A 26,998-nucleotide genomic window follows, 5' to 3' on the forward strand; every position below is an offset into this window, starting at 1 on the left:
AACATGAAAAAGTTTATTTATATCGTTATTACACTTGTTGTTTTTGGCGCTGTGGCCTTTACGCTTGCGAACAATAAAAAAGAAATGGCTGAGACAGCTGCCGTTGCCTCCCGCACCAGCGAGGCCATTCCGGTGGTGATGACAGAGGCCAGAACCAGCAAGATAGACCGCTCCTTTACCGTAAACGGCAACTTCTCGCCTATCCAGAGCCTTAGCATGGTTTCTGAAACGCAGGGGCAGGTTATTCGCCTGAACAAACGCAAAGGCGAAACAGTAAGAGCCGGCGAAGTGCTGGCGCAGGTAGAAGACAATGTGCTGCGGGCCAATATGATTACGGCCGAAGCCAACTTCGAGAAAACAAAACGCGACCTGGAGCGCTTCGTGAACCTGGCCGAGGGCGATGCCATTACCAAGCGTCAGCTGGAAGAAGTTAGACTGGGCCACCATAACGCACAGGCGCAACTGATCCAGGCGCGTCATCAACTCGAAAAATCTAAAATAAAAGCCCCGATCAGCGGTGTGATCAACGAGAGCTACATCGAGATCGGCTCTATTCTGGGAGGCGGCGTGCGCCTCTTCGACATCGTGAATGTGGATAAGCTGAAGCTGAAAGCCAAAGTATCGGAGCGCGAGGTGCTGCTGATCCGGAAAGGTGCCAAAGCCACTGTAAAGGCCGACGTTAATGCCCAGGATACTTTTGAGGGCGTGGTAACAGCTATCGGTGCCAATGCCGATCAGTCGCTGCGCTACGACATCGAAATTGAAGTGAAGAACACCAATGAGAACGCTGTGAAAGCCGGCATGTACGGAACAGCCTCCTTTGAAATTGCCGATACCCGCGATGCCCTGCTGATAGAGCGCGAAGCCATTGCCACCAGCCTCCAGGACCCGAAAGTGTTTGTGGTGAAAGACCAGCGCGCCTACCTGAAGCCTGTAACCATCGGCACCGTGGCCAATGACCTGGTAGAGATCACCAGCGGCCTTGCAGAAGGCGAGAAAGTAGTGCGCAGCGGCCAGATCAACCTGAAAGAAGGCACTAAGGTATCGGTGCTTTAACGCTGCGCTTCATTCAAAATCAGAAATTATGAAGTAAACCAGGCTCCTACTCCTTCAACCAGGAGGTACCGGGCAAACTCTGGTCTTTCAGATTTCTAAAGTTCGAAACAAGTACCATTAAAATGCACAAGATGAAAGTCTAATGTCTTGTGTCTAAAATCTTGTGTCTATAAAAAAATGAACATAACAAAAATATCCATACAGCGGTCCACAATTGTGGTGGTAATCTTTGCTGCCCTGACTATTCTGGGGCTGGCAAGTTACTTCTCGCTGAACTACGAGCTACTCCCCAAGTTCAGCCCGCCGGTACTCACGGTTACCACCATTTACCCGGGTGCATCGCCCAGCGAGGTAGAGAACTCCGTCACCAAAGAGATTGAAGATGCGCTCTCCTCGCTGGAGAACGTGGAAGAAATGAAAGGCACCTCGCAAGAGAGCTTCTCCATTATTGTAGTGCAGCTCAAGCAGGGAACCGACGTGGACCTGAGCCTGCAGGATGCCCAGCGTAAGATCAACGCCATCCTGAGCAACCTCCCAGACGATGCCGATGCGCCTGCCCTAGGCAAGTTCGACTTCGACGACCTGCCTATTATACAGTTGGGGGCCACCGCCAAAATGTCTTCCACCGAGTTTTACGACCTGATCGACAATAAACTGAAGCCCGAGCTATCGCGCATACCCGGCGTGGCGCAGGTAAAGGTACTCGGTGGCCAGGAGCGTGAGATCAAAGTGAACATCAACGCGGCGAAGCTGGAAGCTTACGGCCTTTCTATTTCGCAGGTGCAGCAGAAGATCGCTTTCTCGAACCTCGACTTCCCGACAGGCAAAATTAAGAGCGACGACGGCCAGACCCTGATCCGGCTTGCCGGTAAGTACGAAAACCTGGACCAGCTCCGCAACCTAGTACTGAAGCAGGATGCCACCAACGGTGCTATAAGATTATCGGATGTGGCCGAAGTACAGGATGCCCAGAAAGACACCGAAGTTATTACCCGCGTAAACTCAACCGCCTCCATTGGTCTGTCTATCCAGAAGCAATCGGATGCCAATGCGGTGGAAGTGAGCGAACTCACACGCAAAGCGCTGGCTGAGCTGGAGCAAACCTATGCTGCCGAAGACCTGACCTTTGTTATTGCCAAAGACAGTTCTGAATTTACCTTAGAGGCTGCTGATGCTGTAATACATGACCTGTTTCTGGCCATTGGCCTGGTGGCAGTGGTTATGCTGCTCTTCCTGCACTCTATCCGCAACGCCATTATTGTGATGATCTCTATCCCGGCATCGCTGGTGGCCACTTTTATTGTGATGAGCGTGCTGGGCTACTCGCTTAACCTGATGACGCTGCTGGGACTGTCGCTGGTGGTTGGTATTCTGGTGGATGACGCTATTGTGGTAATAGAGAACATTCACCGACACATGGAGATGGGGAAAAAAGCGGCCCAGGCTGCTTACGACGGCATCCGGGAGATAGGTGCCACGGTTGTTTCCATCACGTTGGTAATTGTGGTGGTGTTCGTGCCGATTGCCATGTCTACGGGGCTGGTGTCTGATATTCTGCGCCAGTTCGCGGTTGTGGTGGCAGCCTCTACCATGTTGAGCTTGCTGGTAGCCTTTACACTGATTCCGTTGCTGGCAAGCCGCTTCTCAAGACTGGAGCACTTGTCTGACAAGAATTTCTTCGGCCGGTTTATTCTTGGCTTTGAGCGCATGCTGGATAAGGTGATCGATGGATTTTCTGATGCGCTGAAGTGGGGCTTTAAGAACAAAACGATCGTAATGCTGGCTACTTTGGTCATGTTTGTCGGTTCTGTGGCCCTGGTTCCTACCGGGTTTATCGGGAGTGAGTTCGTGAGCGCCGGCGACCGTGGGGAATTTATTCTGCAGCTGGAATTGCCAAAGAGCGCCACCGTGGAGCAAACCAACTTTGCTACCCGGCAGGTAGAGCAGTACTTAGATAAGTACCCGGAGGTAACCAAGATATTTACTACGGTTGGCACTTCCTCTTCGGCGCAGGCAGGCCAGAATACGGCCTACCTGTCGGAGATCAACATTAGCCTGGTCGATGCCAAAGAAAGAGCCTTCACCACAAGTGCCTTTTCCCGGCAGGTAAAGATTGAGCTGGAAGAAACCATTCCTGGGGTTAAGTTTACGGCCATTCCGGTAAGTATGGTAGGCGGCGGCAACCAGGCTCCTATCCAGATTATTCTGTCTGGCGGCGATGTAAACTCGATCATGGGCATAGCCGATAAGGTGCTGGCCGAAATAGAGCAGGTGCAGGGAACGGCCGAGGTTAAAAAATCGGTGGAAGAAGGCAATCCTGAAGTAGCCGTATCTGTGGACCGCGATAAGATGGCGAGCCTGGGGCTGTCGCTGGAGCAGGTGGGCGCCGGCATGCAAACCGCCTTTAACGGCGACAACAACTCCAAGTTCAGAGCACAGGACAACGAGTACGACATCAACATCCGCCTCGACAACTTCGACCGCAAGAACATAACTGACATCGGCAACCTCACTTTTGTGAACAACCAGGGGCAGCTCGTGCGCCTGAGCCAGTTCGCGGATATCCGCCAGACCTCTGGCCCCTCTAAGCTGGAGCGGCAGGACAGGGTGGCCTCTGTTACCGTTTCGTCGCAGGTAGTAGGCCGGCCTACAGGTTCTGTGGGTGCTGAGATCCAGGAAAAAATTGCCAGCATGGACCTGCCTCGCGATGTGACAGTAACCTACGGTGGCGACATCAAAAACCAGTCAGAAGGTTTCGGCTCGCTTGGCCTGGCGCTGCTTGCCTCCATCGTGTTTGTGTACCTGATCATGGTAGCCCTCTACGATAGTTATGTGTACCCGCTGGTGGTGCTGTTCTCTATTCCCCTGGCCATAATTGGTGCCTTGCTGGCGTTGGCTTTATCGGGCTCCGCCCTCAGCATCTTCTCGATTTTGGGTATTATTATGATGATTGGTCTGGTAGCGAAAAACGCCATTCTGGTGGTCGACTTCACCAACAACCTGAAAGCCGATGGCGTGGAAGTGAAAGAGGCCCTGATAGAAGCGATCCGCATCCGTTTCCGCCCGATTCTGATGACGACGCTGGCGATGGTGATCGGTATGCTTCCGATTGCCCTGGCAAGCGGACCAGGCGCTGAGTGGAAAAACGGCCTGGCCTGGGCTCTGATCGGAGGCCTTACCAGCTCCATGTTCCTGACCCTGATCGTGGTACCGATTATCTATTACCTATTCGACAGGGTGCTGGCAAAATTCGGCCTGGACAAAAGCACCAAGATAGAGCTGGTTGACAAGAGCATGGAAGAGCTTGAGCACGAAACGGCTGAGCTTGAGGGCAAGAAGATGGCACATGTTTTTCAGCACTAATCCTACTTAACATTTAAGCTGCTGCCACAGATGGTGTGGCGGCAGTTTTATAAAAAGGTTTATCATGATTGAAGCACTTAACAAACCCAAAACCGATGCCGCAGTCCTAAAAGAGGTAAAACTCATTGTAGGCAGAATAAAAGGCCTGCACTATACCAGAGTTGCCAACAACAAAGGCTTATGGGAGTATGGACTGGATATAGTAGACCTGGTGGATGTGATTCTGGCTATAGAGCAGAAATACAATATTATTATCCCGGATGACGTGCCGGTTTACACTGTCAACGATTTTGTCGCCTATATCCAGCTGAACCGACCCCAGGTCGAACACCAGCCGGCAGCAATGTAAAATGCCAGGCTAGGTAGCAGCCTTTGGCTTATCAGTGACCTACATAAAAAAACCGGGTAGTCGCTTTGCAACTACCCGGTTTTTTTATGTAGGTCACTATTTAGGAATTACATCTCCGCCTCTGCCTGCAGCTGGGTAAAATCCTCCTGAAGCGCATTAATTCGGTTGTTTTCTGCCCTGCTTAAAGCTGTTCCGATTTCCCTTTTGCGGTCGTCCAGCAATTTAAGCACGGCTTTGGCATGTTCCCAGTCTTTGGCTGACCAGTTGCTGCGCTTGGAGCGGGCGCTCTCCACCAGGTTAATATAGGCCGGGCGGATGGTGTTGGCGGTCAGGGATTCGGTTTGGGCATACTGGCCCAGCAGTTCCCGCTTCCATTGGTCCAGGGCCTCACTTTCGTGCTGCAAGGTGTCTGTTTGCACAGGTGCCGGGGTGGGCTTTAACGTTTGCCCATGGCTTAGGTTTGGTAACAGCAGCCACAGGAGTATTGGCAGGATCAGTTTTATCATCATTTTAAATTTATTATTTACAGCTACTTATACGCAGGTCCCACCCATACAGGAGGCGCTCAGCAGTGGCAAGAAGCAATTATTCTAATCAAAACAGCCCTCCAGAGCTCTCTGCTGCTCCTGCTGCTGTTGCTGCTGCTGAGAACCGGCAAGGAGCAGTTTCGGCTGCCACTACGGCCTCCGGAAATTTTGGGAAGTGCTTGCGCATCCTGCACATTATAGAGTATTTTTGCAGCCCGATTTGGGACATAAGATTAAACGTAGCAGCGCATTTATGCACAGAGGTGAGATTGTGAAAGAGGCCATTAAAACAAGTGGCATAGCAGTAGGTGTGGTGGCCGACCGGATTGGCATGAGCAGAAGGACCCTCTACAACAAGTTTAAGGAGAGTGCCATGCCTTACAGCCTTATGCTGAAGATAGGCGAGGCGATCCATCACGACTTTTCGCAGGAGTTTCCGCACCTGGGCCGCAAAGGAAAGAAGGAGGCAACAGCTGTACTGCCTGCAACTGCACCTGCCAACCTGGAACTGTGGTTTGATGGCAAGCCGGAAGAATTGCCCACTCCCACCGGACAAGCTGAGAGCCAGCCTCAGGAAACTGCCGCTGCCCGCACTGTGCAGGAGTGCGAGGCGGAACTTATCGTGCTGCAGCGCAAATACATTGCCCTGCTCGAAAAGTTTAACGACCTGCTGCTCAAAACCAGCTAAGCCACTTCGCCAGATCAGAAAGGGCCTCTTAGCGTTTCTGAAAACAACATTAGCAGGTTTACTGCTGCCCCTCCGGCACCACCTCGTGGTCTGGTCGCTGCGCCTCCCCTGCCCTGAAAATGGCCACCGCTGTGTTTTTGCTATACAAGGTGAGCAGTTCGCCGGCTATTTTGTAGGAGGTTACTGTTTCGAACACTTTCATCAGGTAATTTTCTACTTCGATATCGGGGCACGCCATGCGGGTGGAGCCAAGACTATGCAGGCTCAGGCGCTCTCCTTTTAGTGTATATGTGCCGAAGAACCTGTTACAGCCGGCAAAGCCTTTTACCTTATCGTTTTCACTGTCGAAGTGAATAAAGCTGGTGTTGGTCTTAGGTGTGGCAGGCACTTCGTTTTCTGCAAACGACAACAGTACCCAGTCTGTGTCTAGCAGGGTGTTTTGTTCGCCAGCCACGGAGGTGTTGCGAATAGTACAGCCTGCCATAAAGATAATACCCAAAATCATGAGCAGCTGCAGCAATGGTAAGTTTAGTTTCATGATACGGTGTAAAAGATGTTAGATGAGGTTTATGTAGCGCCTGTACGCAGAAACCATGCCCAAAGTGCCTGAAAACTTTCTGCTTCAAGAAAAAAAGGGCCTGCTATAGAAACGCAGGCCCTTTTTCCTGTGGTGTTACCAGCCTTAGCCTCTCAGATCGCCCGGGCTGAAATCGCTGGCAGCAGAATCGGCCGACCAGTCTGGTCCTGACCGGTGCCTGTCGCCATGCCGGCTGGACGACGGATAATCGTTTCTGTTATGATCGAAGAGGCCTTCTTCCCTATCCTGGTTGCCCCTTCTGCTGCTTCCGGACGAATAGCTGTTGTGTTGGTTTGCCAGGTTTGGCCGGTCGGCATTGTAGCCATGGGGCTCATAACCTCCGCGCCGGCTGCTGCTCTGGCGCGACGGATCGTAGTTATAGTTCCGGTTGCTATGCTCGCCCCGGTCGGTATAGCCGTGGTCCAGCTGCTCTCCCCGCGCTTCGTGCTGGCCATAGGTGTTATACTCATCCCGGCCGTACTCGCTGATCCTTCGGCCCTGGCCACCGGCTTGGTAGCTGTTGTCCTGGCGGCTGTAGCGGTCCTGGTCGCTGTTCTGGTCGTAATTGCTGTTTCTGCGATAATCGTCAGACTCGCTGCGCCAGCCGGTGCCTCTGCTTCTTTCGTAGCCGCCATTGCGGTCGTTTTGCATATAGGGGTTCGGGTCGCCATAGCGGTAGTCCTGGTCGCCACGGCTGGAGCTGCCGCTGCTGCTCTGTCCTTCCCAGTCGCGGCCATAGTTATAGTTGCCACGGCCCTCATAGCCCTGGTCTCTGGAAGAGCGATTCTGACTGCTCCATTGGTTCTGATTGCCCCTGTTACCAGCATCCCGGTAGCTGTTGGCGCCATGGCTGCTTACTGGCCCCGGTGTGTTGTGGCCGAAGTTTGAGCCCTGGCTGCTCCGCACATCCCGGTATTCGGAGTCCTGGTCGGGCATGCCATAGTAATTGCCTCTGTTCTGGTAGCGGCTCTGGTAGTTAGAAAGGTTATGGCTGCCCTGGTCTCTGTCCGGACGGCGCCTGTATTTATTTTCGCTGTAGTAATATCTTTCGTTGTTTTCCATAGGTCTTATTTTTTTATGGTAGAATCGATCTTTCTATTAACGAACATTACCGGCTAGTGTTGGTACAAATGTCTTAAAACACAGGCTACACGCATATAGCCACATCCTTTACCGCTTTTATCCGGTCTGAAGCAAAGCAGTCCGAAGCCTCTTTTGCATACTTATAGTTTATTTCTATATTAATTTGACAATATCTATAATCAAAACAGGACGCAAAACAGTATAAGATATAAGGTAAATAGCCGATACACCAAAACGTAACCTTATCATGATCGAAAACCAAAACGGAAACAAGCCGAAAGGCGGAGCTTCAGATGCCAAAAAAACAAATGGCAAGTCTGATGACGCAAACCGTATTCTCACCACCAGGCAGGGGCACCCCGTTACCGACAACCAGAACATTCGCACAGTGGGCAGCCGTGGGCCTGCCACCATGGAGAACTACCACTTTATCGAAAAGATATCTCACTTCGACCGTGAGCGTGTTCCGGAGCGTGTGGTGCATGCGCGGGGAGCCGGGGCCCATGGCGTTTTCGAGGCTTACGGAAAGGTGGGCGACGAACCAATTGCCAAGTACACACGGGCCAAGCTGTTTCAGGAAAAAGGAAAGCAGACACCTGTTTTCGTTCGTTTCTCTACAGTAGGGCACGGTACCCACTCCCCCGAAACATTGCGCGACCCGCGCGGCTTTGCCGTTAAGTTTTACACCGAAGACGGCAACTGGGACCTGGTAGGCAACAACCTGAAGATTTTCTTTATCCGGGATGCCATGAAGTTCCCAGACCTGATCCACTCCCAGAAACCCGACCCGGTCACCAATATCCAAAGCGGGGAGCGTATTTTCGACTTTATCTGCAACACGCCCGAATCTACCCACATGGCTACTTTCCTGTTCTCGCCCTGGGGCATTCCGGCCAACTACCGCCAGATGCAGGGCTCCGGCGTGAACACGTACAAATGGGTGAACAAAGACGGCGAAGCAGTGCTTGTAAAATACCATTGGGAGCCCAAGCAGGGCATCCGGAACCTGACCCAGAAGGAAGCCGAAGAAATTCAGGGCAAGAACTTTAACCACGCCACGCAGGACTTGTACGAAGCCATAGACAAAGGAAACTTTCCGGAGTGGGAGCTGTGCGTGCAGATCATGAGCGACGACGACCACCCTGAACTGGACTTCGACCCGCTCGACGATACCAAGCTCTGGCCAGTGGACCAGTTCCCGTTCCTGCCGGTGGGTAAAATGACGCTCAACAGAAACCCGGTCGATTACTTTAACGAAGTGGAGCTGGCGGCTTTCGGCACCGGCGTACTGGTAGACGGGCTCGATTTCTCAGACGACAAAATGCTACAGGGCCGCACCTTCTCCTACTCCGACACACAGCGCTACCGCATCGGGGCCAACTACCTGCAGCTGCCGATTAACGCGCCACGCAACAAAGTGGCCACCAACCAGCGTGGAGGCCAGATGGCCTACAAAACTGATTTTGCCGAAGGCCAGAACACACACATAAACTACGAGCCCTCTTCTCTGAGTGGGTTGAAGGAGGCTCCCAAAGCCGGCAAAGATTATACACCGCGTTACGAAGCCAATCTGGTGCGCCAGAAGATAGAGCGAGCCAACGACTTTAAGCAGGCTGGCGAAACGTACCGCAACTTCGAAGATTGGGAAAGAGATGAACTGATCCTGAACCTCTCCAACACGCTGGCCGCCGCAGACAAGCGCATCCAAGATAAGATGATTGAGAACTGCACCCTGGCTGACAAAGAATATGGCCGCCGGGTAGCAGAGGGAATAAAAGAGGCGACGGAGAAAATGATGAAAATGAAAGGGGCTGAAGGCACTGACGGACCGATTGGCAATACATCGACCAGAGAAGGAGTGAAAGATGCCCAGGAAAAATCGCACAAGGCCAAACCGTATTAGGCTGCGCCTGATTAATAATTAGAAATTATGCATGCAATTAGGCGTGGTTGCACCTGATTGTATAAGATGTTCCCAAAAATAGGTTTAACAGGTCTTATAACGTGTTCATATGCAACACTTTAAAGAAGCCGCTTCTGTCAATGCAGGAGCGGCTTCTTTTGTGAACCGGCCGAAAGCTTTCAGCTCGTGGCAGGTTCTTGCCAATTATTCTAATCAAAACGGCCCTCCGGAGCCTTTGCTGCTGCAGCGGCCGCTACCTCGACCTGGCCATACCCGAAAAAGGTACCGTTCTGCTCGATTTCAACAAAGCGTAAAACCCCTACTGCGCCTACTCCTGCGCCCTCCCGCCCAAAGAGAACCACCTCGGTATAGCCATACGGGCAGGCTTACGGCTGGAGGCCCCACAGTAGCAGCAGCACCGGACAGCTCTGGAGGGCCGTTTTCATTGACATAATTGACGCGCAACCTGCCTTCAGCGAACAGGAGCTGCCGCTATTAATCGCCTGCTTTTTCTGAAATAAACCTTACCTTTGCCCGTAGCCGCACCAGTTCGCTGGAGGCAGCTCGATCTGTTAAACCATCGCTTTCCATGAAACTCATCTTTAGTATTATTTCCATAATTCTTCTTTTCACAACACAGGCATTCTCCTGGGGCCAGAACGGCCACCGGGCGGTTGGCCTGGTAGCGGAGCAGCACCTGACCAGGAAAACCAAGAAGATTGTGATGGAGATACTGGAAGACAATTCCCTGGCTGAGGTATCGAACTGGATGGATGAAATAAAATCGGACACGGCGTATAACCACACCCACGACTGGCATTGGGTAACCATCCCGGATGGCATGCGCTACGAGCAAACCGCCAAAAACCCGAATGGCGACATCATCATGAAAATTGAAGAAATCGTGAGTGCCCTCAAAGCCGGAAACCTGCCCCTGGCAAAAGAGCGGGAGTATCTCAAGTACCTGGTGCACCTGGTGGGCGACCTGCACCAGCCGATGCACGTGGGCGGCAAAGACGACCAGGGAGGCAATGCCGTGAAGGTGCTCTGGTTTGGGCAGCCCTCGAACCTGCACCGCGTGTGGGACAGCGACATGATAGACGGCAAAAACCTGAGCTATACCGAGCTGGCTCATTTTCTGGGGAAACCTGCCAAAGCCCAGGTAAAGCAGTGGCAGGCCACATCGGTAAGAGAGTGGGCCTACGACATGATGCCTTACCGCCAGGCCATCTACCACCTGCCTGCCGACAACAAACTAAGCTACCGCTACCCCTACAAGCATTTCGACACGGTGCAGCATTGCCTCTTGCAGGGTGGGGTGCGGCTGGCTGGCCTGCTGAACCAGATTTACGGGTAACGCTTCCGAACATCCGTTGAAGGCTAACAGTAGGACGTAGCCGGAAAGAATGTAGCTGCACACCAATTCTTCTAATGAAAAGGCCCCTCCAGAGGCGCTGCCGCTGGCAGGCATACCAGGCAACAGCTATAGCCGGCATGCATTTAATCCTTTCTTTCGCCACTTTATTCCTATCAAAAAAACATCACAGCAGTAGAAGGAAAAACTCTTGGCTTAGAAAAATTCAGTTAAAACGGAGGCCCTGAACAAAATTCAGGGCCTCCGTTTTTTGCTATTTTCCTGTCTCAGCACACCCCAGAGGTTCATTTCCCCAAATATTCTGCCCACTCAGGCAACAGTTCTGCCTGTTTCTGCAAACATTTCACCTCTTAAAATAGTTACTTTCTGAAACGCGGCCTATCCTTATCCTGATAATTCCGTAAAGTCAACTCAGAAACTAAACATCAATTTCCTATCGCTTCAGCTAAACACATCGGAATAGTATTTTTAAAGATCCTGCTCTGGCTGCTGATCTTTATCGTGGGCCTGGTAGTGCTGATTATCGTAGCCCTGCAGTTCCCGCAGGTGCAGCATTTTGCCGCTCAGAAAGGAGCATCTTACCTGGCCAACACCCTGAATACACGCGTAGAAATAGGCGGCTTCACCACCGACTGGCGCAACTCCATCGTGCTGAAGGAGGTGTACCTGGAAGACCAGCAGCAGGACACGCTCTGGTACAGCGAGCGCCTGGGCGTAGACATCAAGATCTTTTCGCTCCTGAAAGGAGAAGTAAACATAGGCACCATCGACCTGCAGAACGCCACCGCCAAAATCCATATCAGGCCCGACAGCAGCTCCAATTTCGATTTCATAACAGAGGCCTTCGCCTCCGACACCACTGCTGCCACCACTCCGGCCGACACCACCGCCCAGGCCATGAAGATAAACCTGGACCTGATAAACCTGGAGAACATTTACCTGGATTTCAGAGACGAGGCGGGCGGAAACCTGATCAAGGGCCGGATTGGCAAGCTGCGGACCACCATGGACGAGCTGGACCTGGAGAAGGAGATTTACCGGGTAGACGAAATTGAGCTCCGCAACACCGCCATTAGCTTTGTGCAGACAAAGCTGCCCGAAGACACGACCGCGTCGGAGCCGCTGACCATGCAGTTTGGGCTCAGCCGGGTGGAGCTTCAGAACATAGACCTCAGCTACCACAGCCAGGTAGCTAACCAGCTCATAGAGCTGAAACTTGGGGAGTCGGAGCTGGTATCAGATAACATAGATATTCCGAACGCAAAAATAGACCTGAAGAGTTTTGACCTGCATAACACCTCCCTGGTATATGTGCAGGAAAAATACCGGCCTTCTGATTCGCTTTCGGTAAACCCCGCCAGAACAGCCGAGAAGCTGGACGAAACCGTGGAAGAAACACAAGGGCAACCTGTAAACTGGGTTATAGGCCTGGATGAGATGGATATTTCGGGACTGCAGGTGAAGTTCGACAACTTTAACACCCCTGCCCAGCCTCGCGGCATGGACTACGACCACCTGCTTTTTAAGGATGTTGAACTGAATGCCCAAAACTTCCTCTTCAGCCAGAACCGCATAGCAATAGACCTGAACCAGCTTAAACTAGCCGAGAAAAGCGGCTTCCGTGTCAACAACTTCCAGGCCGACATCCGGGTAGACTCCACCAGCGCCAGCATGACCAAACTCGATGTGCAGACCGACAACAGCAACCTGGGTCCTGAACTGGTAGTACGCTACCCCTCGCTCGAGGCCGTGGCCGAGAACCCGGAACTTCTCTCCTTTGCCCTCGACCTGCAGAACAGCCGCATCGGCATGAAGGATGCCGGCTACTTTGCCCCAGACCTCACCACCGACCCTGCTTTCCGAAAGCTAGCCAATTCCACCATCCGGATTGACGGACAGGCCAGCGGAGCCCTAAACAATAAGATCACCATCAGCAAGCTGCAGGTATCGGGCCTGCAGGGAACACGCGCCGACATAAGCGGTACCGTAAGCAGGCCCATGGACCCGGACCGCATGTTCCTGGACCTGCGCATAAACCAGCTCGCCACCACCCGCACCGACGTGCAGGCACTGAGCCCGCCAGGTGTGCTGCCCCCGGACATCCGCATTCCCAACACCCTGAGCATGACGGGCAATTACCGGGGCACCCTCACCAACTTCGATGCCGACGCTAACCTGCGCAGCTCCATAGGCAACATAACCGCCAATGTAGATATGGGGCCAGGCCCTACAGGAGCAGAACCTTTTACAGCCACCGTAAACGTAAATCAGCTGGATTTGAGGCAGCTACTGGTCGATACGCTGGGGCTAGGCAGGGTAAGCATGCAGCTCACTGCCAACGGCACCGGCATGGACCCGGAAACGATGCAGGCAAAAGTAAAAGCCAACATACAGGAGCTTCATTACAACGACTATGCTTACCGGAACATACTGGCCAATGCCACTATCAACCAGAACATTTACACGGTAAACGCCACCTCCGAAGACCCGAATGTAGATTTTGTGCTGAATGCCGACGTGAACATGCGGAACGCGGAACAGCCGGCCTATGCCTTTGCCCTGGAACTGGATAGTGTGGACCTGAAAGCGCTGAACCTTTATACCGACGACCTGGCCATGAAGGGCTATGTGAAAGGCAACTTCAGGGGAGCAGATGCCAGCAGCATCAGCGGCACGCTGGAAATGCGCGACTTCATTATTCGCCAGAACCAACAGACGTTCCCGATCGATTCGCTGGGAATGACCTTAGATCAGACAGGGCCTGGGGCAACCGTTCAGGTAGCCTCTAACGTCCTGGATGCCGATATGCGCTTTCGGAACAGTTTGGCTACCTTACCTACGGCCCTCGAAAAGCATTTCTCCAACTTCTTTGATCTGCACCCCGACCCGCCTTACCCCGCCGACACCAATCTGGAGGACTTTAATGTAAAACTGAATCTGAAGCGGACAGACCTGATCACAGCCTTTGTGCCAGACCTGGAAGCCTTAAATATTTCGGGGCCCATTACCGGCTCCTATAATGCCCAGACACATGACCTGAACATGGATGCGGCCATCAATCTGGTAGAGTACATAGACTACGCCCTTAAGAACCTGACACTGCAGGTACGAGGCAACCGCGATCAGCTAGGCTACGCCGTTAACCTGCAGGAGCTATCTTCACCGTCTTTGCTGGTGCAGAACCTCGCCCTGAACGGTGCCGCCCGCGACAACGACATCACTACCCGATTATCCATCTTAGAAAACGACAGTACCGTGCAGTTTGCCATAGGTGGTTTACTAAATAGCCTCGATGCCGGCTATCGCTTCTCTTTTGCGCAGGACCAGCTGGTAATAAACGGCGACACCTGGACGGTACCCGAAGAAAACTACCTGCAGTTCGACACCAATCTCTTATTCGCTAACAACATTCGCCTGGAGCGGGGCAACAGCTTTCTGTTGATAGACAGTGAAGGAGATACCCCCGGCAATACGCCCCTGAAGGTAGAGTTCGCCAACTTCGATATTGCCTACCTTATGGAGTCGTTTCAGCAATCTGATAGCCTGATAGCAGGCATCATTAACGGCGAGGCGACAGTTCGCAATATAATGGCAGGTACCATGGCCTTCACATCTGATATAACTGTATCGGAGCTTGCCTATATGGGCGTACCGGTGGGCAACATCGGCCTGCAGGCCAACACAGACAACGGCACCCGTTTTAACCTGGAAGCAGCGCTAACAGGCAATGGCAACCAGATGAAGATTACCGGCTTTTATGAGGCGCAGCCCAGCGAAAGCCTGCTCAACCTCGATGCCAACATCTCCAGCCTAAACCTGGCCGCCCTGGAAGGCTTTACCATGGGCATGGTGAAAGACATGGGCGGCAGCGCCAGCGGCAGGCTCCGCATTACCGGCACCCTCGAGGACCCGAACATTCTGGGCGACCTGAACTTTAACCAGGCACAGTTTAATGTGGCTATGCTGAACTCTGTTTACCGGCTTCAGAATGAGCGGTTGGTGTTCAATGAGCAAGGTATCAGCTTCCCGAACTTTACCCTGACCGACTCCTTGGGCAACACCATGGTGGTGAAAGGAAATGTGCTGACACAGGATTACCTCGACTACCAGTTCGACCTGCAGGTTAGCTCAGACCGCTTCCTGGCCATGAATTCCACCGCGCAGGATAACGACCTCTTTTACGGCACCGTGTATGTGGGCACCAAGGCTAGCATTACCGGCGATATGACCCAGCCTGTGCTGGACCTGAACGTGTCGGTGCTGGATGGATCAGACTTTACAGCTGTTGTGCCGGCAGATGAGGCTGGCGCTGCCGAACGGGAGGGTATTGTGGAGTTCGTACACCTGAACGATGCCCTTACCGCCATTATCGGTCAGGAACAGGCAGACTCGAGCCAGGCAGGTTTTGTGGGGGCAGACATTAGTGTAGCCCTAACGGTAACAGATGCTACGCCCATGACCATTATCATAGATCCTGCCACCGGCGATAACCTGAAGGTGCGGGGAAATGCCGACCCGCTTCAGATTGCCATTGCTCCCAGTGGCCAGATCAACATGTCGGGGCGCTACGAAATAACCGAAGGGCAGTACAGCATGGACTTTTACGACCTGGTTTCGAGGCAACTCGATATTGCCGAGGGCAGCTATATTGCCTGGACCGGCGACCCGCTCTACGCCGACATAAACATTACGGCCATATACAATGTGCGCACAGCGCCTATGGAACTGGTGCATAACCAGATTGCCGGAGACCCTGACCCTGCCCTGCGTAACCAGTTGCCTTTTGAAGTGCATGTTTTGGTGGAAGGCGAAATAATGAAACCCGAGCTTGGCTTTGACGTGCAGCTGCCGGAGCAGCATCGCGGAAGCGGCGTGGGCGGGCTGGTGACAGAGCAGCTGAGTATTCTGCGCCAGAATGAATCGGAGCTGAACAAGCAGGTGTTCTCCTTGCTCGTGCTGGGCCGCTTTATGGCCATGGATCCGCTGGCCAGCTCCGGAGGGGGCCTGGCCGCATCGGCAAGAGGCAGTCTGAGCCAGGTCATGACAGACCAGCTCAACTCCCTCACCGACCGATACGCCGGTGGTCTTGGCCTGGAACTGGGTGTAAACTCTTACGAAGATTACTCCTCCGGCTCAGCCCAGGGCCGCACCGATCTGAATGTGGCCGTTAGGCAGCAATTCCTCAACGACCGGCTCACCGTGCGGGTGGGCACGGACATCGGGCTGGAAGGCCAGACGGAAAACACAAACTCCATGAGCGGGTTTGGGGGCGACATATCGGTGGAGTATTCCATTACACAAGATGGCCGGCTGCGTGTACGTGGCTTCCAGCGCAACCAGTACGAAGGGTACCTGGAGGGAGATGTGCGGGCAACAGGACTATCCTTGATATTTGAGCGGGAGTACGACGACTTCGCCGACCTGTTCCGGAATGTGGAGAGACGACAGGAAAAAATGAAAACCCGCCGGGAGGAGCAGGCCCAAAAACTACAAACAGAAGCAATAGAATAAGTACTTTATGTCAGGCAAGATATCCCGAATTCCATTTTCCTATGCACCTATGCTGCTGCTCACGCTGTTTTTATGGGGCTGCAGCAGTACCAAAACTGTTCCTGAAGGCGATGCCCTTTTTGCCGGCTTTAAGGTGAAGGTAAACGATGAGCACGACAGCAGCAACCGCTCCTCTGCCCTTACGACAGAGCTGAGCGGCACGGTGCGCCCCAAGCCCAATGCCTCTATCCTGGGTATGCGCCCGAAGCTCTGGATCTACAACGCATTTTATACGGAGAAAGAGAAAGGCATCGGCAACTGGATTCAGAACAAGCTCGGCGAGGCGCCTGTGCTGCTCTCCACAGTAGACACCGCCAGTGTGAGCGATGTGATGAGTACCCGCCTGCACAACAGGGGCTATTTTGTAAACGAGGTCAGCAGCAGTACCACCATAAAGAAAAAGAAAGCCACCATAGAGTGGACAGCAACGGTAGGAGAACCTTACCGCATCCGTAAAATTGCCTATACCCTGAACGACTCCTTACCCATACACAAGGCCATCCGGCAAACGCAGACAGAAACACTTCTGAAACCAGGCGACCCCTACGATCTCTCGACCATGACCCTGGAGCGGGTACGTATAGATGGCCACTTAAAGAATAAAGGATATTTTTACTTTAACCCCGAACTGCTCCTGTTCAGCGTAGACACTACGGCAGGCAACAGGCAGGCCGATGTGCTGTTACGCATCAAAAATGTTGCTCCGCAAAGGTCCCTGCAAGCCTATACACTCGACGATATCTTTATTCATGCCGACTATTTCCTCAACGACAGCATCAGCACCAACGACACCGTTAGTGTAAGAGGCTACAAGTATATTCCGAACGAAAACTATGTAAAGGCCAAGCATCTGCTCCGGGGCGTTTTTCTGTACCAGGACAGCCTGTACACCAGGCAGAACCAACTCCTCACCGTAAGCCGCCTGATGGGCCTGCCAGCCTATAAGTTCGTAAACCTGGAGTATGAGCCCGACACCACCAGCAACGGCAGGCTCGACGCCTTCCTGTACCTGACTCCGGCCCTGAAAAAATCGCTGCGGCTGGAGGCGCAGATGGTGAACAAGACCAACGGCTTTGCCGGCCCCGGCCTGCTGGCCTCTTTCCGGAACCGGAACGCTTTTAAAGGCTCCGAACTCCTGACCGTAGATTTTACCGGCACTTTCGAGAGCCTGGTAGGCGGCCGCGGCTCAGGCGCTAACCCCGAAACCGGCGAAGAGAACCAGAATTCGAACCTGACATCTTACGAACTTGGCGTGCAGACAAACCTGACCATTCCGCGTATTGTGTCTCCGTTCCGGATGCGGAACCTGCGCACCGAGTTTGTACCCAAAACCCGTATCAACGTAGGGTTCAACTTCCTGAACAGGGTTAATTTTTTCCAGATGAACTCCTACAACGCCTCTTATGGCTATAACTGGCGGCCTAAACAAACCATTACCCACGAGATAACCCCCATTAACCTGCAGTATGTGAGACTGGCCCGCACACAACCTTCCTTTGAAGCCATCCTGGCCGAAAACGCGCTCCTGCGCCGCAGTTTTGAGGAGCAGTTCATTATCGGGTCTATGTACCAGTTTACTTACAGCAACCAGGCCATTAAGGAAAAAAAGCACCAGTTCTACGATGATGTAACGCTCGATGTATCGGGCAACCTGGTGAATGCGCTGCATTCGCTTACCGGGGCCGATAGCCCGCAGGAAGAGGCGCCCCGCACCCTGATCGGGCAACCCTATTCGCAGTATACCCGCATCCGCAACGACTTCCGCTATTACATGAAGGTAGGCCAGGCCAGCCAGATCGCCACCCGCCTGCTTACTGGCGTGGGTTTCTCGTACGGCAACTCCACCACTATGCCTTATGTAAAGCAGTTCTCTATAGGTGGGCCCAACAGTATCCGGGCATTCCGGCCACGCAGTGTGGGGCCCGGCACCTACAATGTGCCAGACTCGCTGCTGTTCTCGTTCTTTGATCAGGTAGGCGACATAAAACTGGAGGCCAATGTAGAGTACCGGTTCCCGATTGCGGGCTTTTTTAAGGGAGCGCTCTTCGTGGATGCCGGCAATATCTGGCTGCTGCGCGAAAATGTAAACCCCGATACCGGTGAAGTAGACCGACCCGGAGGAGTTTTTGACTCAAGCACTTTTATGAGTCAGCTGGCAGTAGGCACCGGGTTTGGTTTGCGCATAGACATCGAGTTTTTCGTTATCCGCTTCGACTTTGGCATTCCGGTGCGGGTGCCTTACCTGCCCCCCGGCGAGCGCAATGTTCTCAGCGATTTTCGGTTTGGCTTCAGTGGCGAAAACAGCATGACGCTGAATATTGCCATCGGCTATCCGTTTTAGGCTACTGACCAGCATCCGGCAGCGTGTAATCTTTAGGAAAGCCTGATTTTCCAGGACCTCATAGAACAGGACGCAGGATGTGGTTTGTTCTTCTGCCAACATAGAGGATATCAGATACCGGGAGGTATTGCCGCAGCCGGGGACCCTGTGTAGCAATTATTCTAATAAAAACTGCCCTCCGCAAGCTTTGCTGCCGCCGCTAAACTTGCTGCAGTTCCTGCCATACAATTTGCATTTTAAGTAAAAATTGCCTTTCTTTGAAAGAAATACTCTTTACCAAACGTGCTACCGCACTGCAACATATCGCGCTTACAGGCACTGGCTCCTACTGGTTTAGTAGCGGCGTCGCATCACGTATCTTTAGGTGATGTGGTAAACGGCTATTGCCTGTACTTTCTGAGTTCTCCTAAAGCTTTTAATTAATAAGCCGGAACCCTCCGGCCCCTTCTGCAAGCTGACATCTGCAGCGTGCACGCAACAGGCATAAGCACGCTGCTTTATTTTTCTTACCCTTTTCAGATTCTTATTAGTATGCGAAAGGCAGGCGCAGGCGCTTGCCTGCTTTTTTGCATTTCTGTATATGAAGCAAAACCCTGATTCTGGCATAAATAAAGCTGTCTGCTGGCCGAAGCGTTTCTCAAACCTGCTATCGTAACAAGATCTATAACTTTAAATTCAAATATCATGAACAGTGTATATGTAACAGAAAAAGATTACCAGCGGCTTCATGCGCTGGTACAAGCCCAGCGGCTTACAAATGCCGCCTCCGCCGTGGAGGCGCTTTGCAATGGGTTAAAGCGTGCCAAAGTCGTAGCATCGGAAGAGATTCCGGAAGATGTGGTGACGATGAACTCATTTTTAAAGCTGCGTAACCTGAAAACCGACGCCATTATGGCCATTAAGCTCGTGTACCCCAAAGAGGCAGACGTGAACAGCCGCAAGGTATCGGTTCTGGCCCCTATCGGCGCAGCTGTTCTGGGTTGCCGCAAAGGAGACGAGGTAACATGGAACGGCCCCCAGGGCAAAGTTGAGTTTCTGGTGGAGGAAGTGCTTTACCAACCGGAAGCAGCAGGCGACATATATTTGTAAAGTTGCATCAAAACACAAGCAGCCCACTCCTGGTTAAGACCACAGGGATGGGCTGCTTGTGTTTATAAGCTGCAGCAGCAAAGCCTCCGGAGGGGCTTTTTTATTTAAATAATTCAGGCAATGTACCTGCTATTCCAATTTTTCAAGGTCTTTGGTTGCCGGCCCGGTAATGACGCGGCCATAAGGGTCGAAGCGGGAGCCGTGGCAAGGGCAGTCCCAGGAGCGCTCTATGTTGTTCCAGTTTACGAGGCAACCCAGGTGTGTGCAAACGGCTGAGCACTGGTGCTGCACCCCTTGCTCATCGCAGTACACAGCCACTTTAGACATTCCTTTGCGCATAATCTTACCAGTCCCCGGCATTACGTGGGCCGGGTCGTCTACTTCCCCGCCGGTTACATAATCTTTGAACTGCGCCGCCACATTTAAGTTCTCTTTCAGAAACTCTCCAGATGATTTCAGGTTGGTACGTGCCGGATCGTAAAGTTTCTCCCACGGATTAGGGCGGCCCATGATCAGGTCGGTAATCAGCATGCCGGCAATGGTGGCGTGCGTCATGCCGTGGCCGGAGTCGCCGGTGGCAATATACACGTTGTTGGTGTCGCCGGGGTTTCTGCCAATAAAGGCCAGCCCGTCTACAGGTTCCATTACCTGCCCCGACCAGCTGTATTGCAGTTCCCCCGCTATCGGAAACTTCAGGCGCATCCAGCGCTCCAGGTCTGCCAGGTGCTTCTCCGGATGATCTTCCTGCCCTGTCTTATGGTCGGCCCCTCCTACTATCAGCAGGTCGGTGCTGCCATCGCTGCCTGTTGTGTTCCGGCTATCCTTTTTATCGCTGTCAGCGTCGCCGGCTTTTCCCTTCAGCAGGCGTACGTAGTGGTAAGGGTCCTGCATATCCCAGTAGAGGTTGTCGGGTATTTCGCCACGAGGTACGGCAGCCGCCACCACATAGGTTCTATAGGGAGCCTGCTTGGTATGCATGGCAAACAGGTTGCTGACCGGCGAGTTGGTAGCCACCACCAGCTGATTGGCCGACACGGCAAAATCCTGCTCCGACACCACCGTTACCACCGGCCCCGTCTCGAAACGGACAGCCTTGGTTTCTGTAAAGATCTGGCCTCCTGCTTCCAGAAAAGCGGCGCTAACACCAGCCAGGTACTTCAGGGCATGGAACCGGCCCTGGTTCGGGAAGTGCAGGCAGGGCAAAGCCGTGAGGGAAGGTACCGGGCATCTTTTCCGGAGCACCACATCCAGCCAGCCAATCTTCTGCAGCGCCTCCAGCTCCTGCATCAGTCCCTCTTCCTCTTCGCGGTTGTTGGCAAACAGGTAGCCATCTAGTCGCTCAAAATCGCAGTCTATACCCAGGTCGCTGGCGATCTCCTCAATCTTGTCGATGGCCTGGCCGTGGCTCTGGGCGGCAAGCCTGGCACCCTCTACACCAAAGAGCCTGATCAGCTCCGTAAAGCGGTCGTCGAGCGCATTGGAGAGGTGGGCGGTGGTGCGGCCGGTTTCGCCGCCGCCGATCTTCTTCGCCTCCACCACCACCACTCTCTTGCCCTCCTTGGCCAGCAGATAGGCCGTGGTGATGCCCGCCAGGCCGGCTCCCACTACACATACATCGCAGGATATGTTTTCATGCAAGGGTGTGGTGGCGGGCATTTCGATGTTTTCTACCCAAACAGGTAAGGTTGCTCCGGATTCTCTTTTCATAGTTTCTATTATTTGGCGTCTGCAAAGGAGCAGAACGTGGGTTACACGCTAAAATAGCTGAGCTGTTTATTGCTTTGGATTACGGCTGCTTTGATTGAATTGTTGATGATCTGTTGTTAATTTGCTGGTTCGTATCCCGTAAGTCCGCTGATCTGCCGGTACGGTTTAGTTGATAAACGAACCATGGGCGGAGCACAGCTTACCTGAAATCAAACCCCCGTTACAAAACCATGCAGACAATTACCTGGCAACAGTTTGAACAAACCGACATCCGCGTAGGCACTATTATAGAGGTAACAGATTTTCCGGAAGCCCGCAAACCTGCCTATAAACTGATGATAGACCTCGGACCGCTGGGCATCAGAAAGTCGAGTGCGCAGATAACCAGCCTGTATACGAAAGAGGAACTGGTCGGAAAGCAGGTACTGTGCGTCACGAACCTGGGCAATAAGCAGATCGGGAAATACATTTCGGAGGTGCTGGTAACCGGTTTCGAAGACGGGCATCAGAACATCGTGCTGGCCCAGCCTGCCAGCCCGGTACCGAACGGGAGCAAGCTGATGTAGAAGAAACGGAAAGGCCTGAAAACAGAAAAGGACACTTTACGTGTCCTTTTCCTAAAAGCTGTTTTCCAAATAAATTGGTTCTAACTTCTGATAATATATACGCCAGTGATTTTACAAAGTTGCGGAACCGGAGAGAATAATTTGACCAACAGGAAAACAGCCTCCGGAGGGGCTTTTTCATTCAGATAATTTGCCTTTACCAAAGTAGGACTTCGTAATATTTAGGCCATAGGGAACGGCGAAGGTCTTGCCCGATCAGCTATAATTATTTAAATGAAAATGGGCCTCCGGAGGTCAAACTCCCGCTGCTCCCACTCTTACCTCCGGCACTCAAGCGCTAGCTGCGCACAGCAACTCGGCAGAGACATAGGATTTGAGCCGCATTTGGGCAACCCGAAGACTCCCCAAAAAATCTTCTCCACTCACCGTCTTCAGCCACGGCAGCAAATCCGCACATCATTTAAGACAGTTGCTATATAATTTTACGCCAAATGCCGTATCTTTCCCTCTGCAAAAAGGCACTTACAGGCAGCGTACTTGCAGCACAGATTCAGGTATTTAAAACTAAATTTCAATCTTATGGACGATCTTTTAGCAGCCCGCCTGCAAATGGCCGTTTCGCTTGGCTGGCACATTGTGTTTGCCTGCATCGGCATGACCATGCCCATCCTGATGGCGTACAGCGAGTGGAAGTGGCTGCGAACCGGCAGGCAGGTGTACATAGATCTGGCCAAAGCCTGGTCGAAGGGCGTGGCCATATTTTTTGCGGTGGGCGCAGTTTCCGGTACTGTTCTCTCGTTCGAACTCGGCTTGCTTTTCCCCGAGTTCATGAAACATGCCGGCCCCATTTTCGGGATGCCCTTTTCGTGGGAGGGTACGGCATTTTTTGTGGAGGCCATCGCCCTGGGCGTTTTCCTGTACGGCTGGAACAGGCTCAACAAATGGGTGCACTGGCTCTCCGGTGTGGTGGTAGGCATATCGGGGGTGCTCTCGGGCATTTTTGTGGTGGCGGCCAATGGCTGGATGAACAGCCCCTCTGGCTTTACCTGGAAAAATGGCCAGGCCTACGACATCGATCCGGTGGCCGCCATGTTCAACGACGCCTGGTTTACCCAGGCCCTGCACATGACGCTGGCCGCTTTTGTGGCAACCGCCTTTGCGGTGGCCGGGGTGCATGCTTACCTGCTCTTAAAAGACAGGAAAAACGAGTTTCATAGAACAGCGGTACGGATTGCCCTCGCCTTCGGAGCCGTGGCCGCCTTCCTGCAGCCTATCAGCGGCGATATTTCGGCCAAAGACATTGCCCAGCGGCAGCCGGCCAAACTGGCCGCCCTGGAAGCCCTGTACCATACCAGCAAGCCAGCCGACCTGGTTATTGGCGGCATTCCGAACGATGAGGAGGAGCGCGTGGATTATGCGATTCATGTGCCCGGGTTCCTGAGCTTCCTGGCGCACGGCGATTTTGAGGCGGAGGTGATTGGCCTCGACCAGTTTCCGAAAGACGAAAGACCGCCTGTGCTCATTACCCATATCGCCTTTCAGATTATGGTGGGCATTGGCTTTTTGCTGGCCTTTGCCGGTTTGCTGTACCTGGTGTTCAGCGCCCGCTGGAAACATATGCTGGAAAAAAGATGGTGGCTTTGGTTTATCGCCTCGCTCACCCCGCTCGGTTTTATAGCCGTGGAAGCAGGCTGGACGGTTACGGAGGTTGGGCGCCAGCCCTGGATTATCCACGGCATCATGAAAACGAAGGATGCGGTTTCGCCCATGCCCGGGCTGCAGTATTCGTTTTACATGATCACGGTGGTCTACCTGCTGCTCACCATCATTATTATCGGGCTGATGCGCCGGCAGATCGCCACTATTGGAACATATTACCCTTCGGCCAGAACCAAACCTGAATAAGCCATGCTGCTGATCATCATAATAATACTGGGTGTGTCCTTTATTCTGTATACTTTGCTGGGAGGGGCCGATTTTGGCGCAGGCATTGTGGAGACAGTGGCAGGCCGGAAGGGCGAACGTATCGTGTCGAGAGCCATAGCGCCTGTCTGGGAGGCCAACCATGTGTGGCTCATTCTGGCTATCGTGATCCTGTTCACGGGCTTTCCGCTGGTGTATGCTACCATTAGTGTGGCGCTGCACATTCCGCTCATGATCGTTCTCCTGGGCATTGTGATGCGCGGCACCTCGTTCACGTTTCGCCACTACGATGTTGCCCCGGCCAAGTCGCATGCCTATTACTCAGCATTTTTCAGGGCTTCCAGTTTTATCACGCCCGTCTTTCTGGGCATCACGCTTGGCGCCATGATTCTGGGCGACATCAACCTGGAATACACGGGCAGCTTTTACCAGCAGTACGTGAGGCCCTGGTTTAATGTATTCTGCCTGGTGGTGGGATTGTTCTCCGCCTCGCTGTTTGGGTATATAGCGGCCGTTTTCCTGATTGGGGAGGCCACCTACCCCATCGAGCAGAAAAGATATACCCGGATTTCAAAGCTGTTCCTGTTGCTGACCATCAGCATGGGCGTTCTGGTTTTTATAACGGCCGAGTTCTATGGGCATCACCTCTTCTCAGAATTCTTCCAGTCGGGCTGGAGCATCGCGGCCTTTTCGGCAGTGGCCCTGCTCACGCCTGTAGCCTTTTATTTATTCAACCATCCGAATACGGTTTACTTACGGGCGGCGGTAAGTGTGCAGGTAACCCTCATCATGCTGGGCTGGTTTGCGATGCAGTTCCCTATTCTGTTGTATGAGAAAAATGGCAACCACCTTACTTTCTACAACACGCAGGCCCCTTACGCTACGCAGTTTCAGTTGCTGATCGCCTTACTTGTGGGCTTGCTGTTTGTGCTTCCGGCTTTTTACTTTCTGTTTAAAGTGTTTAAGAAAGATAGCGGGCAAAATGTTAATTCATGATGTGTGGAGCCAGCCATCCTATGGTGAGCAGCAGGAGCTACTATGCTGAACATCCTTATTCTGATACAGAAATCAGAATTATTTGAATGAATTCGCCCCTCCCGAGGCACCGCTCCTGCTGCGGCTCCTGCTCTGAAAATCGATACTTTTTCGTCAACCCCTTGCTTCCAAAAAAGCAGGAGCAGGGAAAGTACCTCTCCCTGCTCCTGCTGAACATCTGCACTTGATAATTCTTAGCGGAACACATACGCCACATTCGGCACTTGCGAGAGCACCGGGCTGGGCAGGTCGAGCGCTTTGGCCCTTCCGTCTACCACGGGTGCCACAGTACCCTGTTTGGCGAGGTATTCAGTCATTACATCGTGCACGGTGTAGTCCTTTACCTGCGGGTCTTCGGCTCCCGGCATGCGGCAGAGCATATCGTCTGGTTCGCCGCTCCGCAGGCAAGCTGCCATGGTGTATACCCTGGTGGGCTCCAACGGCTTGCCACCTATTTCAATCGACTGTACCCGCTGCCCTTTCGGAGCCTTGGCGTGAAAGGTCATCTCCATCCCTGAGAAACGGATTACCCAGCCCCCAAAGCGCTCCAGGGGTTTTTCTGCAAAAACATTGTGCAGTTCCTGCTCCATCCAGTCCTGAATCTGCTGGCCCGTAGCCTTGCCGGTTTTCACCTGCTCGTTTACAGGGAGCATGTTCCAGATATCGCCATACGTAATAGGCGCTCTGCCTGTGGCGTCTGGCACAATCGGGGTGCTGAACCTGAAACCGTTGGAGATGGCTACATCGGCTCCTGTTTTCCAGCGCAGCGCGTCAGTAATCATGTTATCCATGGGGTTTTCTACCACCAGGTAGCGGTAGAGCGGTTTTTCGGTATAGCCCAGCACCTTTGCAATCTGGTCCTGGTAGGGGGCCAGTTGCTCCTCCACAATCTTCTGTACAGTGGGGTCTGCCGGGTACCGGGCCGGGTCCACATCTATCAGTTCGTAGCGCTGGTTTATTATTTTACCGTCGGCTACTTCCAGGTCGAGGCGGCCTACAAAAGAGGCGAAGGCTCCCGGCTCCACCACCTGCGCATACTTGCCTTTGATGGGCTGCCGTATCCGCTCATGCGTGTCGTTGCCCAAAATAAAATCTACACCTTTTATGTATTCCTGGTCGGCCAGGTGCACCTGCTTGGAAATGCCGATGTGCGTTACCAGAAAAAGCACGTCCACCTGCTGCTGCTCCTTCAGCTCTTTTATAAGCTCCTGCAGGTTATCTTCCACAGAAGTAAAGCTCAGGCCTTTGCTGAAGGCCGGGTTCTGACGGATGGGCACTTCGGGGTCGTTATAGGAGATGAAACCCAGCTTTACTCCCTTCACCTCTTTTACCAGGTAAGGCGGGTACAGCATGTTGCCACTTGCTTCGTCGTACACATTGGCGCACACCACCGGCTTGCCATAAGAGGTCAGCACCTGCCGCATTTTCTGGTCTCCGTAAATTACCTCCCAGTTGCCGGGTATCAGAAAGTCGTACTCCATGGCCTTGATGATCGGTCCAAATACTTTTCCTTCCGACAAGGCAGCAACAGCGCTCCCTTGAATCAGGTCGCCGCCATCCACGATCACCGTTCCACCAGGGTTCTCGGCTTTGATCTGCTTAAAAATGGTCTGGATGTTGGCCATGCCGCCACGCTCTTTAAACTTAAACGTGCCGTTCTCGATAAAGAACTCCTGGTGCGGCAGTAGCTGTCCATGTATGTCGGCTGTTTGCAGAATAGTAATGGTCTGGCTCTCACCTGAAACGGCCTGTGCCTGCTCCTGTTTGCCCGACTGGCAGGCGCTAAAAAAGACGACCGGCAATACCAGAGCCGCTAATACAATATATTTTATATGATTAAATTTCATGATTTCTTTTTTATAAGTG

General features: G+C 52.9%; 17 protein-coding genes and 1 pseudogene. 13 read left to right on the forward strand and 5 right to left on the reverse strand.

Going from position 1 to position 26,998, the window contains the following annotated elements:
- Positions 1 to 3 precede the first annotated feature (3 nt).
- The 3 genes from FJM74_RS12725 (at position 4) to FJM74_RS12735 (ending at position 4,768) form a co-directional block, all read left to right on the forward strand.
- Complete coding sequence (locus tag FJM74_RS12725) at positions 4 to 1,056, forward strand: efflux RND transporter periplasmic adaptor subunit (RefSeq protein WP_187262988.1); 1,053 nt, start codon at positions 4 to 6, stop codon at positions 1,054 to 1,056.
- Between the two features lie 177 nt (positions 1,057 to 1,233).
- Positions 1,234 to 4,419 (forward strand): efflux RND transporter permease subunit, encoded by a 3,186-nt coding sequence (locus FJM74_RS12730; protein WP_187262989.1) that lies wholly within the window; start codon positions 1,234 to 1,236, stop codon positions 4,417 to 4,419.
- Positions 4,420 to 4,483: 64 nt separating this feature from the next.
- Positions 4,484 to 4,768, forward strand: coding sequence for an acyl carrier protein (locus FJM74_RS12735; protein WP_187262990.1), 285 nt, complete (start codon positions 4,484 to 4,486; stop codon positions 4,766 to 4,768).
- Between the two features lie 107 nt (positions 4,769 to 4,875).
- Here the strand turns inward: FJM74_RS12735 and FJM74_RS12740 are convergent, their stop codons facing one another.
- Entirely contained in the window at positions 4,876 to 5,277 is a 402-nt protein-coding gene (locus FJM74_RS12740) for a hypothetical protein (RefSeq protein WP_187262991.1), read from the reverse strand.
- A 271-nt stretch (positions 5,278 to 5,548) separates the two neighbouring features.
- On the opposite strand from FJM74_RS12740, the gene FJM74_RS12745 reads away from it, so the two are divergent.
- The gene (locus tag FJM74_RS12745; RefSeq protein ID WP_187262992.1) at positions 5,549 to 5,983 is read left to right on the forward strand and encodes a hypothetical protein; all 435 of its coding nucleotides are present in this window, start codon (positions 5,549 to 5,551) and stop codon (positions 5,981 to 5,983) included.
- Between the two features lie 58 nt (positions 5,984 to 6,041).
- Here FJM74_RS12745 and FJM74_RS12750 read toward each other — a convergent pair whose 3' ends face one another.
- Both FJM74_RS12750 and FJM74_RS12755 read right to left on the reverse strand, forming a co-directional pair.
- On the reverse strand, positions 6,042 to 6,521 hold the full coding sequence (locus tag FJM74_RS12750; protein WP_187262993.1) for an META domain-containing protein: 480 nt from the start codon (positions 6,519 to 6,521) through the stop codon (positions 6,042 to 6,044).
- A 144-nt stretch (positions 6,522 to 6,665) separates the two neighbouring features.
- Positions 6,666 to 7,622: a hypothetical protein gene (locus tag FJM74_RS12755; RefSeq protein ID WP_241739113.1), complete on the reverse strand. Its 957-nt coding sequence runs from the start codon at positions 7,620 to 7,622 to the stop codon at positions 6,666 to 6,668.
- Between the two features lie 268 nt (positions 7,623 to 7,890).
- Between FJM74_RS12755 and FJM74_RS12760 the strand changes: the two genes are divergently transcribed.
- The 6 genes and pseudogenes from FJM74_RS12760 to rnk all read left to right on the forward strand — a co-directional run bounded on the left by FJM74_RS12760 (position 7,891) and on the right by rnk (position 19,901).
- Positions 7,891 to 9,546, forward strand: a complete 1,656-nt coding sequence (locus tag FJM74_RS12760) for a catalase (RefSeq protein ID WP_187262994.1) — start codon at positions 7,891 to 7,893, stop codon at positions 9,544 to 9,546.
- A 323-nt stretch (positions 9,547 to 9,869) separates the two neighbouring features.
- Positions 9,870 to 9,956 (forward strand): annotated as a pseudogene (locus FJM74_RS22670) (hypothetical protein); the annotation flags it as partial.
- Positions 9,957 to 10,135: 179 nt separating this feature from the next.
- Positions 10,136 to 10,903 (forward strand): S1/P1 nuclease, encoded by a 768-nt coding sequence (locus FJM74_RS12770; protein ID WP_187262995.1) that lies wholly within the window; start codon positions 10,136 to 10,138, stop codon positions 10,901 to 10,903.
- Between the two features lie 495 nt (positions 10,904 to 11,398).
- The gene (locus FJM74_RS12775) at positions 11,399 to 16,432 is read left to right on the forward strand and encodes a translocation/assembly module TamB (RefSeq protein WP_262890437.1); all 5,034 of its coding nucleotides are present in this window, start codon (positions 11,399 to 11,401) and stop codon (positions 16,430 to 16,432) included.
- A gap of 7 nt (positions 16,433 to 16,439) precedes the next feature.
- Entirely contained in the window at positions 16,440 to 18,812 is a 2,373-nt protein-coding gene (tamL, locus tag FJM74_RS12780; RefSeq protein ID WP_241739114.1) for a translocation and assembly module lipoprotein TamL, read from the forward strand.
- Positions 18,813 to 19,496: 684 nt separating this feature from the next.
- Positions 19,497 to 19,901 carry a nucleoside diphosphate kinase regulator gene (rnk, locus tag FJM74_RS12785; protein WP_187262997.1) on the forward strand — a complete coding sequence of 135 codons (405 nt, stop codon included), beginning with the start codon at positions 19,497 to 19,499 and terminating at the stop codon, positions 19,899 to 19,901.
- Between the two features lie 129 nt (positions 19,902 to 20,030).
- Here rnk and FJM74_RS12790 read toward each other — a convergent pair whose 3' ends face one another.
- Entirely contained in the window at positions 20,031 to 21,608 is a 1,578-nt protein-coding gene (locus FJM74_RS12790; protein ID WP_187262998.1) for an FAD-dependent oxidoreductase, read from the reverse strand.
- Positions 21,609 to 21,838: 230 nt separating this feature from the next.
- On the opposite strand from FJM74_RS12790, the gene FJM74_RS12795 reads away from it, so the two are divergent.
- From FJM74_RS12795 to FJM74_RS12805, 3 genes are all read left to right on the forward strand, one after another.
- Positions 21,839 to 22,174 carry a tRNA-binding protein gene (locus FJM74_RS12795; RefSeq protein WP_187262999.1) on the forward strand — a complete coding sequence of 112 codons (336 nt, stop codon included), beginning with the start codon at positions 21,839 to 21,841 and terminating at the stop codon, positions 22,172 to 22,174.
- A 579-nt stretch (positions 22,175 to 22,753) separates the two neighbouring features.
- Entirely contained in the window at positions 22,754 to 24,079 is a 1,326-nt protein-coding gene (locus FJM74_RS12800) for a cytochrome ubiquinol oxidase subunit I (protein WP_187263000.1), read from the forward strand.
- A gap of 3 nt (positions 24,080 to 24,082) precedes the next feature.
- Positions 24,083 to 25,093: a cytochrome d ubiquinol oxidase subunit II gene (locus tag FJM74_RS12805; protein ID WP_187263001.1), complete on the forward strand. Its 1,011-nt coding sequence runs from the start codon at positions 24,083 to 24,085 to the stop codon at positions 25,091 to 25,093.
- Positions 25,094 to 25,326: 233 nt separating this feature from the next.
- Here FJM74_RS12805 and FJM74_RS12810 read toward each other — a convergent pair whose 3' ends face one another.
- Positions 25,327 to 26,979 carry a bifunctional metallophosphatase/5'-nucleotidase gene (locus FJM74_RS12810; RefSeq protein ID WP_187263002.1) on the reverse strand — a complete coding sequence of 551 codons (1,653 nt, stop codon included), beginning with the start codon at positions 26,977 to 26,979 and terminating at the stop codon, positions 25,327 to 25,329.
- Positions 26,980 to 26,998 lie beyond the last annotated feature (19 nt).

The organism is Pontibacter beigongshangensis (genome assembly GCF_014332515.1).
Classification (GTDB): domain Bacteria; phylum Bacteroidota; class Bacteroidia; order Cytophagales; family Hymenobacteraceae; genus Pontibacter; species Pontibacter beigongshangensis.

Coding starts and splice junctions, on each gene's coding strand:
- FJM74_RS12800 (WP_187263000.1), top strand. CDS start 22,754: ATGGACGATCTTTTAGCAGCCCGCCTGCAAATGGCCGTTTCGCTTGGC.
- FJM74_RS12770 (WP_187262995.1), top strand. CDS start 10,136: ATGAAACTCATCTTTAGTATTATTTCCATAATTCTTCTTTTCACAACA.
- FJM74_RS12755 (WP_241739113.1), bottom strand. CDS start 7,622: ATGGAAAACAACGAAAGATATTACTACAGCGAAAATAAATACAGGCGC.
- FJM74_RS12805 (WP_187263001.1), top strand. CDS start 24,083: ATGCTGCTGATCATCATAATAATACTGGGTGTGTCCTTTATTCTGTAT.
- FJM74_RS12725 (WP_187262988.1), top strand. CDS start 4: ATGAAAAAGTTTATTTATATCGTTATTACACTTGTTGTTTTTGGCGCT.
- FJM74_RS12745 (WP_187262992.1), top strand. CDS start 5,549: ATGCACAGAGGTGAGATTGTGAAAGAGGCCATTAAAACAAGTGGCATA.
- FJM74_RS12735 (WP_187262990.1), top strand. CDS start 4,484: ATGATTGAAGCACTTAACAAACCCAAAACCGATGCCGCAGTCCTAAAA.
- FJM74_RS12750 (WP_187262993.1), bottom strand. CDS start 6,521: ATGAAACTAAACTTACCATTGCTGCAGCTGCTCATGATTTTGGGTATT.
- FJM74_RS12730 (WP_187262989.1), top strand. CDS start 1,234: ATGAACATAACAAAAATATCCATACAGCGGTCCACAATTGTGGTGGTA.
- FJM74_RS12790 (WP_187262998.1), bottom strand. CDS start 21,608: ATGAAAAGAGAATCCGGAGCAACCTTACCTGTTTGGGTAGAAAACATC.
- FJM74_RS12740 (WP_187262991.1), bottom strand. CDS start 5,277: ATGATGATAAAACTGATCCTGCCAATACTCCTGTGGCTGCTGTTACCA.
- tamL (WP_241739114.1), top strand. CDS start 16,440: ATGTCAGGCAAGATATCCCGAATTCCATTTTCCTATGCACCTATGCTG.
- FJM74_RS12810 (WP_187263002.1), bottom strand. CDS start 26,979: ATGAAATTTAATCATATAAAATATATTGTATTAGCGGCTCTGGTATTG.
- rnk (WP_187262997.1), top strand. CDS start 19,497: ATGAACAGTGTATATGTAACAGAAAAAGATTACCAGCGGCTTCATGCG.
- FJM74_RS12760 (WP_187262994.1), top strand. CDS start 7,891: ATGATCGAAAACCAAAACGGAAACAAGCCGAAAGGCGGAGCTTCAGAT.
- FJM74_RS12795 (WP_187262999.1), top strand. CDS start 21,839: ATGCAGACAATTACCTGGCAACAGTTTGAACAAACCGACATCCGCGTA.